11 protein-coding genes and 1 pseudogene are annotated in these 11,744 nt (G+C 71.0%); 5 read left to right on the forward strand and 7 right to left on the reverse strand.

Annotation, left to right across the window (positions count from 1 at the left end):
• Together H0X00_RS15640 and H0X00_RS15645 are read right to left on the reverse strand one after the other, a co-directional pair.
• Positions 1–246 (reverse strand): annotated as a pseudogene (locus H0X00_RS15640) (hypothetical protein); the annotation flags it as partial.
• Complete coding sequence (locus H0X00_RS15645) at positions 243–1,118, reverse strand: ferritin-like domain-containing protein (RefSeq protein WP_293772659.1); 876 nt, start codon at positions 1,116–1,118, stop codon at positions 243–245. The pseudogene H0X00_RS15640 and the gene H0X00_RS15645, both read right to left, overlap by 4 nt.
• 340 nt (positions 1,119–1,458) lie before the next feature.
• Here H0X00_RS15645 and H0X00_RS15650 point away from each other — a divergent pair, with 340 nt between their 5' ends.
• The gene (locus H0X00_RS15650) at positions 1,459–1,800 is read left to right on the forward strand and encodes a hypothetical protein (RefSeq protein WP_293772660.1); all 342 of its coding nucleotides are present in this window, start codon (positions 1,459–1,461) and stop codon (positions 1,798–1,800) included.
• A 191-nt stretch (positions 1,801–1,991) separates the two neighbouring features.
• On the opposite strand, the gene H0X00_RS15655 is transcribed toward H0X00_RS15650, so the two are convergent.
• From H0X00_RS15655 to H0X00_RS15670, 4 genes are all read right to left on the reverse strand, one after another.
• Positions 1,992–3,875 (reverse strand): ABC transporter ATP-binding protein, encoded by a 1,884-nt coding sequence (locus H0X00_RS15655; RefSeq protein ID WP_293772662.1) that lies wholly within the window; start codon positions 3,873–3,875, stop codon positions 1,992–1,994.
• 96 nt (positions 3,876–3,971) lie between these two features.
• The gene (locus H0X00_RS15660) at positions 3,972–4,757 is read right to left on the reverse strand and encodes a hypothetical protein (RefSeq protein ID WP_293772664.1); all 786 of its coding nucleotides are present in this window, start codon (positions 4,755–4,757) and stop codon (positions 3,972–3,974) included.
• Positions 4,758–4,767: 10 nt separating this feature from the next.
• A complete protein-coding gene (locus H0X00_RS15665) occupies positions 4,768–4,965 on the reverse strand; it encodes a hypothetical protein (protein ID WP_293772666.1) in 198 nt (65 codons plus the stop codon).
• Entirely contained in the window at positions 4,952–6,250 is a 1,299-nt protein-coding gene (locus H0X00_RS15670; RefSeq protein ID WP_293772668.1) for a PspC domain-containing protein, read from the reverse strand. Before H0X00_RS15670 ends, H0X00_RS15665 begins: the two co-directional genes overlap by 14 nt.
• Positions 6,251–6,362: 112 nt before the next feature.
• Between H0X00_RS15670 and H0X00_RS15675 the strand changes: the two genes are divergently transcribed.
• From H0X00_RS15675 to pcrA, 4 genes are read left to right on the forward strand one after another with little or no spacing between them, the layout of a single operon-like run.
• A complete protein-coding gene (locus H0X00_RS15675) occupies positions 6,363–7,661 on the forward strand; it encodes an ATP-binding protein (RefSeq protein WP_293772670.1) in 1,299 nt (432 codons plus the stop codon).
• Complete coding sequence (locus H0X00_RS15680; protein WP_293772671.1) at positions 7,658–8,332, forward strand: response regulator transcription factor; 675 nt, start codon at positions 7,658–7,660, stop codon at positions 8,330–8,332. Before H0X00_RS15675 ends, H0X00_RS15680 begins: the two co-directional genes overlap by 4 nt.
• Positions 8,333–8,343: 11 nt before the next feature.
• On the forward strand, positions 8,344–8,688 hold the full coding sequence (locus H0X00_RS15685) for a hypothetical protein (protein WP_293772673.1): 345 nt from the start codon (positions 8,344–8,346) through the stop codon (positions 8,686–8,688).
• 37 nt (positions 8,689–8,725) lie between these two features.
• On the forward strand, positions 8,726–11,134 hold the full coding sequence (pcrA, locus tag H0X00_RS15690) for a DNA helicase PcrA (RefSeq protein WP_367186658.1): 2,409 nt from the start codon (positions 8,726–8,728) through the stop codon (positions 11,132–11,134).
• An 87-nt stretch (positions 11,135–11,221) separates the two neighbouring features.
• Here the strand turns inward: pcrA and H0X00_RS15695 are convergent.
• Positions 11,222–11,744: M23 family metallopeptidase (locus tag H0X00_RS15695; protein ID WP_293772676.1), on the reverse strand; the 523-nt coding region annotated here is incomplete at its 5' end.

An 11,744-nucleotide genomic window follows, 5' to 3' on the forward strand; every position in this document is an offset into this window, starting at 1 on the left:
GGCCGCAGCCGCCCGCGAGCCGGTGGCGGCCAGCAGCAGGGATCCCGCAGCCAGGGCGCCGCCGCCGATGAGGAAGCGCCGCCGCTCGGCGCCCCGTGCTGCGCCGCGCTCGTCCTCGCGCAGCGCCGCTCCGAGGTCGGAGAGACTCTCGCGCATCTCCGGGAAGGTCGCCTCGTGCATCTCGACCATTTCTGCGGTCATCGCCCGCAGCTCGGCCTCGCTGATGTGCATCTGATCGTCCCTCACTTCACGGCTCCTTCGCTCGGCGGGCTGGCCAACTCGGTCTTCTTGAAGGCCTCCGGAGAGCCGACGTTTCCGGCGGCGCGCGGCAACTTGGAGGCGTTGGTCGCGCCTCCGGTGGCCTTCACGGTGATCAGTTCTTCCTTGCCGGCCTTGAGCAGAGCCCGCACCGCGTAGAGCGTGGCCAGGTGCTGAGCCTCGACCCCGGCCACCGTGCCGAAGAGCAGGCGTGAGGTGGAGTCGGAGATCAGGGACTCGTTCTTGACGTAGGTCGAGGTGGCGACGTCCTCGAGGATGATCGCCAGCTCGACGACGTCGAGCGGACCGCCCTTCTTCAGCTTGGGCACCATCTCGTTGACGATCGGGGTGTACTTGGGGTTCTTCTTGTTTTGCGGCTTGCCGCCAAGTTCCTTCACCCGGGCGTTGAACGCCTTGGCGTGCTCGGCGTGCTGGGTCATCGTGATCATGGCGAACGCGCGCACGGTCTTGATCGGGCGCGCGTTGCCCTTCAGGTACGGCAGGGTCAGCGCGGTCTTGTACGTGTAGACCGCGAGGTTCTCCAGCGAGGCCGCCGTCTGCAGCGCCTGCACGTCGACGTCCTCCGCGGCGAACGCCGAGGAGGAACCGGCGACAACCAGTCCGGCCGCGCCGAGGACCCCGAGCCCAGCCGCGACGGGGGAGAGGCCGGTACGGGACTGCTGCTCGCGCAGCGCAGCTTCCTCCCGACGGGCCTCGGAGTACTCCGTGCTCGCGCGCCGCTCCTGGCCCAGGGCCACGATCTCGTCGAGCGGTTCCTTCATGCCACGCATTGCGTCGACCTGGAGGTCTTGCGATTCCTCCATCAACGTCCTGAACGCATTCACGTCCACATCAGTCATGTTCGGGCCACACTCCTTGCCGAGGGGACCCAGGCAGCCACCGCAGCGGGTCGGCCTGGGCTATCAGACGGCGCCCGTTCGGTCGCCGGGCCGTCCCTGGATTGGTCGTTGCGGCGTGTCGGATCTGTCCGGTTTCGACAGCTTCCCCGTCGTGTGGACACGGGGTACGCAGGGGTGAGTACGGCGCCGGAGGGCGGGCTTACCCTTCGGTCATCGTACGAACGGATGAGGGCGTATCGGACGTTAAGGCAGTTCGAGGACGAGAACGGAACCAGGCTGCTACAAGGGCCGTCACAGTGACATTCGCCGGCAGACAGTCGGCAGGTCACAGGGACGGGTCATGGGCACCATCCAGAAGATCATCGACGGTTACACCGCCTTCGCCACGGAGGACGGGACCATCCACGACAACGGCACCATCGTGCTGATCGGTGGCGCTGTTCTGATCCTGGCTCTGAGCCTGTACATCGCCTACAACGTGACGGCCGCATTGTTCAGCGGGATCCGCAAGACCGTCGTCGGCACCGTTCACGGCGTCGTGAACGTGAGCCGCGTGGTCGGCCGCAAGCCCGAGGTCGCGGTTGCCACCGCGAGCATCCCGGTGCAGCGGATGGTCCCGATCTCCGAGGTCGGCACCGGCCGCCCGATCGCCCGGCGCCGCGAGGTCGCCAAGGTCGGCTGAGCACGACAACACGTTTCGGCGCGAGGGTCACCGCGGGGGGCGGTGGCCCTCTCGCCGTTAACCGCTTGAAGGTTGGCGGCGCCGACGGCCACAGATCAACGTTGTGACTCCGCAGGCACCGATCGTGCCGCGCAGCGCCCCACCAGTCACAACGTTGATCCCTGGCCGACGACCCGGGGGCGCAAGGATTCTCAGGCGGCGGGTGCGGCGTCGTCGGCGAACTGAGTGCGGTAGAGCTCGGTGTAGCGGCCGCCGGCTGCGAGCAGCGCGCTGTGCGTGCCGCGCTCGACGATGCGGCCGCCCTCGACGACGAGGATCTCGTCGGCCGCGCGGATGGTGGAGAGCCGGTGCGCGATGACGATCGCGGTGCGCCCTGCCAAGGCTTCGCCGAGAGCCTCCTGTACTGCGGCCTCCGAGGTGGAGTCCAGGTGCGCGGTCGCCTCGTCCAGGATCACCACGCGCGGCTTGGCCAGCAGCAGTCGCGCGATCGTCAGGCGCTGACGCTCTCCACCGGAGAGGCGGTAGCCGCGCTCACCGACGACCGTGTCCAGCCCGTCGGCCAGGGAGTCGACCAGGTCGAAGAGGCGGGCCCGGCGCAGCGAGTCCCAGACCTCGTCCTCGGTCGCGTCCGGGCTGGCCAGCATCAGGTTCGAGCGGATGGTCTCGTGGAACAGGTGGCCGTCCTGGGTGACCATGCCGAGCGCTCCGCGCAGGTCGGTGAAGGAGACCTCGCGAACGTCGACGCCGCCGACCTTCACCGAACCGCAGTCCACGTCGTACAACCGCGGGATCAACGTCGCCAGCGTCGACTTTCCGGCCCCCGAGGTGCCGACCAGCGCGACCATCCGGCCGGGCTCGACGGAGAACGAGACCCCGTGCAGGATCTCCACGCCGCCGCGGGTGTCCAGCGTCGCGACGTCCTCGAGGGAGGCGAGCGAGACCTTGTCCGCCGCCGGGTAGGCGAAGTGCACGTTCTCGAACTCCACCCCGAGCGCACCGGCCGGCAGCGGCCGCGGGTCGGCCGGTTCGCGGATCAGCGGCTCGAGGTCGAGCACCTCGAAGACCCGCTCGAAGCTGACCAGCGCGGACATCACATCCACGCGCGCGGAAGCCAGTGCGGTCAGCGGCGCGTAGAGCCGGGTCAGCAGCAGGGCGAGAGTCACCACGGCGCCGGGCTGCATGTGGTCGTGCAGCGCGAGGTAGCCGCCGAGGCCGTAGACCAGCGCGAGGGCAAGCGCGGAGACCAGCGTCAACGCGCTGACGAACATCCACTGGGCGATCGCCGAGCGCACGCCGATGTCGCGCACCCGCCCGGCGCGGGCGGAGAACTCGGCCGACTCGGCCTCCGGGCGGCCGAACAGCTTGACCAGCGTCGCGCCGGGGGCGGAGAAGCGCTCGGTCATCTGCGTGCCCATCGCCGCGTTGTGCCCGGCGGCCTCGCGCTGCATGTCGGCCAGTCGGCCGCCGACCTTGCGCGCGGGGACGACGAACAGCGGGAGAAGCACCAGGGCGAGCAGGGTGACCTGCCAGGACAGGGTGATCATCACCGCGAGGGTGAGCACGAGGGTGACGACGTTGGACACCACCCCGGACAGCACGGTGGCGAACGCACGCTGGGCGCCGATCACGTCGTTGTTCAGGCGGCTGACCAGCGCTCCGGTCCGGGTGCGCATGAAGAAGGCGACGGGCTGGCGCTGCACGTGGTCGTAGACGGCGGTGCGCAGCTGGAAGATCAGGCCCTCACCGATCCGGGAGGACATCATCCGGTTGATCACACCGAGCACGGCGTCGGCGACCGCGATCACCGCGATCGCGATGGCCAGGCCGATCACCAGGGAGTCCGACTTCTTCTCCACGATCGCGTCGACGACCTGGCCGGCCAGCAACGGCGTCGCCACCGTCAGTACGGCGGAGAGGACGCTGAGGAACGCGAAAATGATCAGCGCGCGCCGGTAGGGGCGTGCGAAGCCGAGGATCCGTCGCGCCGTGGCGCGGGAGAACGAGCGGCGTTCACCCTCCGGGTCGGTATGCATCGACCGCCACATCTGCGACATCGCAGTCATTTCCATGCTCATGCGGCGCTCCCTGCATCACGACCCCGGGCGTGGGTCATGCGAAACGTAACGCCGGGGACCGACGTCGCACTCCCGATTTCCGGGGCGGAAGAGCGCTCAGCGCCGGCGGAGCTGCTCGTAGACCACGGCGGCGCGGGCCAGCTCGTGGAAGTACTTGATGAGCGTGACGCAGAAGCCGATCCCGCCGGCGCCGACCGCGAGGGTGGCCACCGATGCCCACAGGGTGGCCTTGGAGGTCCGCGGGGCCGGAGCGCGGGTCGCCTGCAGGGTGCCGCCGGCGCCGATCTCGACGGGCTCGACCGGTTCGGCCTCGACCGCGGACGACCCGCGCGGCGCTGCGGGCACCCCGTCAGGCAGGACCTCCTCGTCCAGCCAGTCCTCGTCGTCGTCGAAGCCGGCCTCGGACTCGGCCGGGCCACCGCACGCCTCGGAGCGTTGCGCGGCCCGGTTGGCCTCCATGGACAGCACCAGCGAGGCGGCACCCATGATCAGGAAGAGCGCGATCTTGCCGTACAGCGCGTAGTAGTACGGCAGCCCGTAGGGGACTGCCTCCAGCTCGTCGAAGTCCCCGGCGGAGAACGGCGGGTCGTAGGCCGCCTGCTGGAACAGCAGGTAGGTCCCGGAGCCCAGAGTCACCGCGAACGTCGCCCACAGCACGCCGGTGACCAGCTCGCGGCGGACCTGCAGTTCGTGCAGGAAGCCGGTCGACGGCAGCTTGCGCAGCGCCGGGACCGCCATCAGGGCCACCAGCAGGCAGCTGAGCAGCCAGAACACCGCCGCGATGACGTGGAACTGCAGCATCAGCACGTCGAGGATGTTGCCCTTCGCCTGCGGGACGTGGTCATGACCGTCCACGGCGCTGCGCACGGCGTGGACGGTCATGGGGGAGAACTTACGCCCGGTCGCGCCGGCCGCGCAGCAGGGAGGAGATCAGGCCGGCCCCGCCGGCGCCCAGCAGGAGCACCGGGAAGAAGTAGCGCAGCCCCGCGACGTCGGCCCCGCCGGCCGCGACCAGCAGCCAAGCGCTGACGATGCCCAGGAAGATCAGGGCGAAGGTCACGGACACCGCATCGGTCTCATGCCGCTGCACGACGCACCTCCATGTGGCCCATGCCCTGCTCGACGTCGAGGGTCAGGGTGCCGCCGCCGGCGCCGTCCGTGCCATCGTCACGCTCTTCCACCCCGACGCCGATCCCGTCGTGCTCCTCGCCGAAGATCTCCGCGGACCCGGCCCCGAGGTCGAGCTCGGTGATCACGTTGACGGTCGCCGGGACGGTGATCAACAGGTCGCCGGCGCCTACCCGGATCTCGGTGCGGACGTCGCGACCGGCGAAGTCCAGGGCGCCGAAGTCGAGGCGGACCCGTCCCCCTCGGTACTCGTAGCTCGGCTGCACCGAAGCGGCGTCGACCGGCACGATCTGACGGTCCCCCTGGTCGACCCAGCCGCCCTGCCACTCATCGGCGAACGCGGTCGGCGGCAGCGCCAGGACCCCGAGGATGCCGAGCGCGATCAGCCAACGGCCGCGGCCGTAGCGGGCGCCGATGAGTAGGCCGAGGCCGGCGCCGGCGACCACGACCACCGGGTAGGCCGACGCGGGCACGTCGGCGCCCATCAGGTCGATCGTGGCCAGCACGCCGAGGGCGAGGAGCACCCCGCAGAACGCGACCCGGCCCAGGATCGAGCGCGGGGCCTTGCCAGTAGATGTCCGAGCCGGCTCGGTCGGCGGCAGCGGGGGCAGCGCCGTCGTCTCGGTGGTCGGGGCCGGCGGCCAGCTGCTGGTGGTTGACCAGCTGCTCATGGTGGGCGCAGTGCTTGCCCAGGGCTCGCTCGGTGCGAGCGCTGGTGGGGCACCTGCCTGTGGTGGCGCATCGTTCTCCCGGCGGGCCAGTAGGACTCCGACCACGACGACGAGGGCGATCAGCAGCACCCCGCGGTCATCGATGATCGTTCCGGCACCGAGTACGACCACCAGCGCCAGCACCCCGGCCAGCGCCAGCACCGGCCAGGCGTTGAGCCCGCCGGTCCGGCCACGGGCGATCGCCTGCTCGGCCAGCGAGGACTCGCGGTCGTCCTCGGGCATCAGCAGCCAGCAGGCGCCGTAGACGACCAGGCCGGCCCCGCCGAAGAAGGTCAGCACCACCATCAGGACCCGGACGATCACCGGGTCCATACCGAGCGATTCGGCCAGGCCGCCGCAGACGCCCGCGAGGGTGCGGTCCTGCTTGCTCCGGCGGAATCGGCGGGGCCCCGGCGCGCGGGGTGGAGTCGGGGTGGACGCGGTCGCGGTGGACCCCGGAGCGGTGGACCCCGGAGCGGTGGACCCGGTCCCGGGGGTCCCGGGCTGGGCGGCGAAGTCGTGCGAGTCATCTGTCATGACATCGAGGATGTTCGCAGGAGGGGGTCGCGGACATCAGGGAAGTACCCGGAGACAACCCTGAGACCGTCCCCGATGTGCGGGGGCACCCCCGCGTGTGACGATCCCTCCTGTGGACGCGCGCGCCCTGGGCCTGGACACGACCGCCGAGCTGAGCCCGGCCGTCGATGGGTCGCCGCGCGCCCGCTACCGGCGTCGGCGTGAGGACCGGATGGTCGCCGGCGTGGCCGGCGGCCTGGCCGATCACCTGGGGCTGGACCCGCTGCACGTCCGCATCGCCTTCGCGGTGCTGGCCGCGGTCGGCGGCTTCGGGGTCGTGCTCTACGGCGCGTTCTGGATCCTCATCCCGCAGGTGGGCAATCTTGCCGCGGCGCAGCCGCCCGGGCTGGCGGCGGCGACCCGCCGCGGCTTCCGTGGCCTGCCACGGCCCGGTTCCGAGCCCGAGTCGATCGGGCAACTCGTTGCGTTGTTGGCCGTCGGGGTCGGCGCGGTGTGGGTGGCCCAGCAGACCGGCTTCGGTGTGGACGGGGTGGTGCTCTGGCCGGCGATCGCGGTGGTGGCCGGCCTTGCGGTGGTCTGGTACCAGGCCGACCAGGCGGCCCCGGCCGACTCCGCCACCGTGTCGCGCGCGCGCCGATGGCTAGGGGTGGCCCGGTTCGTCGCCGGCGCCGTGCTGGTCGGCCTCGGCCTGGCCTCGTTCCTGCTGCTGGCCGGTGGGGCCGACACCGCCCGTCGCGGTCTGCTCGGCGGGGCGGTGCTGGTGGGCGGTGCTGCGCTGATCGTCGGTCCGTGGCTGCTGCGGCTCTGGCGCTCGCTGGCTGACGAGCGGGCCGAGCGACTGCGCTCGCAGATGCACGCCGACCTCGCCGCGCACCTGCACGACTCGGTCCTGCAGACCCTCGCCCTGATCCAGCGCCAGGCCCACGACCCGCGCGAAGTGGTCCGGCTGGCCCGCGGGCAGGAACGCGACCTGCGGACCTTCCTCTACAGCGACCGGGCCGCGGCCGAGGAGGTCTCGACCCTGACGGCGGGGCTGCGCCGGGTGGCGGCGGAGATCGAGGACCAGCACGGTTTCCCGGTCGAGGTGGTGACGGTGGGGGACGCAGCGCTGGACGAGCCGCGCCGCGCGTTGCTCGCCGCCGCCCGCGAGGCGATGGTGAACGCGGCCGTGCACGCCGGGACCACGGTCGACGTCTACGCCGAGGTCGACGGCGAGACCGCCACGGTCTACATCCGCGACCGGGGCCCGGGCTTCGACCCCGACGCTGTGCCGGAGGACCGGGCCGGTGTGCGGCACTCGATCGTGGGCCGGATGGAACGTCATGGCGGCCGCGCGATCCTGCGGTCGCGCCCCGGTGAGGGCACCGAGGTCGAGCTGCGGTTGGGCCAAGGGGGAGTGGGACAGTCGTGAGCTCACCGCTGCGGGTCGTCGTGGTCGATGACCATCGGATGTTCCGGACCGGCGTCCGGGCCGAGCTCGACGCCGTGGCCGGAGAAACCGGCGGGGTACTCGTGGTCGCGGAGGCCGAGGACGTCGCCTCCGCCGTCGCCATGACCCTGGCGCACCGCCCGGACGTCGTCCTGCTCGACGTGCACCTGCCCGGCGGCGGTGGGGCCACCGTGCTGCGGGAGGTACTGGCGGCCGCACCGGAGATCCGGTTCCTCGCGCTGTCGGTCTCCGACGCCGCCGAGGACGTGATCGGCGTGATCCGGGCCGGCGCCCGCGGCTACGTCACCAAATCGATCACCGGCCCGGAACTGGCCGACGCGATCCGTCGCGTGGCCGCCGGCGATGCGGTGTTCTCCCCGCGCCTGGCCGGATTCGTGCTCGACGCCTTCGCCGGGCCCGGCGGGCCGGCCGGCCCGATGCCGGCGGTCGACCCGGAACTGGATCTGCTCACCACCCGGGAGCGCGAGGTGCTGCGGCTGATCGCCCGCGGCTACACCTATCGCGAGATCGCCCGCGACCTGTTCATCTCCGACCGCACGGTGGAGAGTCACGTCTCCGCGGTGCTGCGCAAGTTGCAGCTGTCCAACCGGCACGAGCTGAGCCGCTGGGCCAGCGAACGGCGCCTGATCTAGAGTCGCCCCCCGTGGATGCGCTGCGAATCGCCCTGTTGGTCCTGCACGTCGGCGGAATGGCCGTGCTGCTCGGTGGCTTCGGGCTGGAGCTGATGGGCGGTACCCGCCGTTTCTCGCCGGTGATCTTCCACATGGTCGGCATTCAGCTCCTGACCGGCCTGCTGCTGGTCGGGGTCAACGAGGCGGACGACCGCGACCTCGACCACACCAAGGTCGCGGTGAAACTGCTGATCGCGTTCGTGGTGACCGGGTTGGTGCACGCCACCCGCAAGCGTGATCCGCTGCCGCCGGCGCTGTTCTACGGCGCCTTCGCGCTGGCCGCGTCCAATGCCGTGATCGCCTACGCCTGGACCTGAGCCGCTGTGGGCGCTGCCGCCTAGACTCGGGCCCAGCATGGACACGCTCTTCGACGACCTCCCGATGCCCGGCTCCCCCGGTCGCTCTGGTGTCACAGCGTCAACCCCGCGCGTGGAGAAGACGCCGCCGGTCGCGCCCAGGGACGTGCCCGACCCCGAGGCCGCCCGCAAGGCGCTCGCGCTCAGCGCGGAGGAACTGCTCGACGGGCTGAACCCGGCCCAGCGGGCGGCGGTCGAGCACTCCGGCGGACCGTTGCTCATCGTGGCCGGCGCCGGGTCGGGCAAGACGCGGGTGCTGACCCGGCGCATCGCGCACCTGATCACGGTGCGCAAGGTGCGCCCGTCGCAGATCCTCGCGATCACCTTCACCAACAAGGCCGCGGGGGAGATGAAACACCGGGTGGAGGAGGCGGTCGGTTCGGCCGCGCCGCACTGGGTGTCCACCTTCCACTCCGCGTGCCTGCGGATCCTGCGCTTCGAGGCCAAGCGGCTGGGATTCACCTCCGGGTTCTCGGTCTACGACGACACCGACCAGCAGCGCCTGATGCGGATGGTCGTGCGCGACCTCAACCTGGACCCGAAACGGTTCACCCCGCGCGCGATCTCCAACGCGATCAGCTCCCTGAAGAACGAACTGGTCGACCCGGAGACTTACGCCGCGCGCGCCACGGGCCCGGTGGAAACCACCTACGCCGAGTGCTACCGGATGTACCAGGAGCGGTTGCGGGCCGCCAACGCTCTCGACTTCGACGACCTGATCATGACCACGGTCAACCTGTTGCAGGCGTTCCCGGACGTGGCCGAGCACTACCGGCGCCGATTCCGGCACGTCATGGTCGACGAGTACCAGGACACCAATCACGCCCAGTACGTGCTGGTGCGGGAGCTGGTCGGCGGCACCGAGGCCATCGACGGACATGACGCCCCATCAGAACTACCGCCCGCCGAGCTTTGCGTGGTCGGCGACGCCGATCAGTCGATCTACGCCTTCCGCGGCGCGACCATCCGCAACATCGCCGAGTTCGAACGGGACTATCCGGATGCCAAGGTGATCCTGCTGGAGCAGAACTATCGCTCCACCCAGACCATCCTGTCCGCGGCCAACGCGGTGATCGCGCGCAACCCGGAGCGCAAGCCGAAGAACCTGTGGACCGACGCCGGCGCCGGCGAGAAGATCGTTGGCTGGGTCGCCGGGGACGAGCACGAGGAGGCCTCCTTCGTCGCCGCCGAGGTGGACCGGCTCTCCGACGCCGGCCTGGCCAAGCCGAGTGACGTGGCGGTTTTCTACCGGACCAACGCCGCCTCCCGGGTCTTCGAGGAGGTGTTCATCCGGGTCGGCATGCCGTACCGGGTGGTCGGGGGAGTGCGCTTCTACGAGCGCAAGGAGGTCCGCGACGCGATGGCCTACCTGCGCCTGCTGGCCAACCCCGAGGACGTGGTGAGTCTGCGCCGCATCCTCAACGTCCCGAAGCGGGGCATCGGGGACCGGGCCGAGGCGTGCATCGACGCCCTCGCCTCGCGTGAGCGGATCTCGTTCCCGCAGGCGCTGCGCCGGCCCGAGCAGGCCTACGGCATCGCCACGCGCTCGCTGACCCAGGTGAAGGCGTTCAACGACCTGATCGAATCGCTCGCCACGCTGGTCGAGGCGGGCACCGGCACCTCGACGGTCCTGGAGGCGATCCTGGAGCAGAGCGGCTACCTGCACGAGCTGGAGGTCTCCACCGATCCGCAGGACGAGACCCGGATCGAGAACCTCGGCGAACTGGTGGCGGTGGCCCGCGAGTACGAGGAGGCCAACCCCGAGGGCTCGGTCGCGGGCTTCCTGGAACGGGTGGCCCTGGTCGCCGACTCCGACCAGTTGCCGGACGCCGACGCTGGTAGTTCCGAGACTGGGGTCCGCGAGAGCGGCGGGCAGGTCACGCTGATGACGCTGCACACCGCCAAGGGCCTGGAGTTCCCGGTCGTGTTCCTCACCGGCTGCGAGGACGGGATCTTCCCGCACATGCGCTCGCTGGGGGATCCGGTCGAGCTGGCCGAGGAGCGCCGGCTGGCCTACGTCGGCATCACCCGCGCCCAGGAGCGGCTCTACGTCACCCGGGCCGAGGTCCGCAGCGCCTGGGGCGCCCCGCAGTGGTACCCGCCGTCGCGGTTCGTGGAGGAGATGCCGGACAACCTGATGGACTGGCGGCGCACCGCCACCCGCACCCCGCTGCAGGCCCTCGCCCGGGGTCCGCGCACGGCGCGGCCGATGGGCCGCGCGCAGGCGGGCCCGAGCAAGCCGATCGTCGCGCTCTCGGTCGGGGACCGGGTCACCCACGACACCTTCGGCCTGGGCACCGTGGTCGCGACGGCAGGGCTGGCCGACAAGGCCGAGGCCACCATCGACTTCGGGGACGGGTCGCCCAAGCGTCTGCTGCTACGCTACGCGCCCGTGGAGAAGCTCTAGTGCGCAAGTCCTGACGAATCGTCACAACCCACGCGTACAACGGAAAAGCCCCCGGCGACGCCGGGGGCTTCTTCGTGGAAGGGGTGGCTAGGGGCGCAGGCCGTGCGCGCGCAGCCAGGTCAGCGGGTTGATCGGGTTGCCGTTGACCCGGATCTCCAGGTGCACGTGCGGGCCGGAGGTGTTGCCGGTCATCCCGACCCGGCCGATGATCTGGCCGGCGACGACCTGGCCGCGACGGACCAGGATCTGCGACTGGTGCGCGTACCAGCTCTCGGTGCCGTCGGCGTGCCGCACGATCGTCTTCCAGCCGTATGAACCTTCGTACCCGGCGAAGATGACGGTGCCGGCGGCAACCGCGCGGATCGGCGAGCCGTAGGCGCAGGCGAAGTCCAGGCCGGTGTGCGAGCTGGACCAGCGGTAGCCGCCCTCGCCGAAGCCGGCGGTCAGGCGGTAGTTGCTGACCGGAAGGCCGTAGTCCTTCGCGATCAAGGCGAGTTGCTGGACGCGGGCCTTCGCGGCGGCCAGCGCGCGGGCGGCGGCCTCCTGCTTGTTCTGCAGGGCCAGCGCGGCAGCGGCGCGGTCGGCCAGGGCGACGCGGGCTCGCTCGCGG

Source organism: Sporichthya sp., from assembly GCF_013815995.1.
Taxonomy (GTDB): domain Bacteria; phylum Actinomycetota; class Actinomycetes; order Sporichthyales; family Sporichthyaceae; genus Sporichthya.

What these genes read in the sequence shown, in the direction of transcription:
- H0X00_RS15655 (WP_293772662.1), bottom strand. Translation starts at nt 3,875, where the DNA reads ATGAGCATGGAAATGACTGCGATGTCGCAGATGTGGCGGTCGATGCAT.
- H0X00_RS15660 (WP_293772664.1), bottom strand. Translation starts at nt 4,757, where the DNA reads ATGACCGTCCACGCCGTGCGCAGCGCCGTGGACGGTCATGACCACGTC.
- pcrA (WP_367186658.1), top strand. Translation starts at nt 8,726, where the DNA reads ATGGACACGCTCTTCGACGACCTCCCGATGCCCGGCTCCCCCGGTCGC.
- H0X00_RS15670 (WP_293772668.1), bottom strand. Translation starts at nt 6,250, where the DNA reads ATGACAGATGACTCGCACGACTTCGCCGCCCAGCCCGGGACCCCCGGG.
- H0X00_RS15650 (WP_293772660.1), top strand. Translation starts at nt 1,459, where the DNA reads ATGGGCACCATCCAGAAGATCATCGACGGTTACACCGCCTTCGCCACG.
- H0X00_RS15645 (WP_293772659.1), bottom strand. Translation starts at nt 1,118, where the DNA reads ATGACTGATGTGGACGTGAATGCGTTCAGGACGTTGATGGAGGAATCG.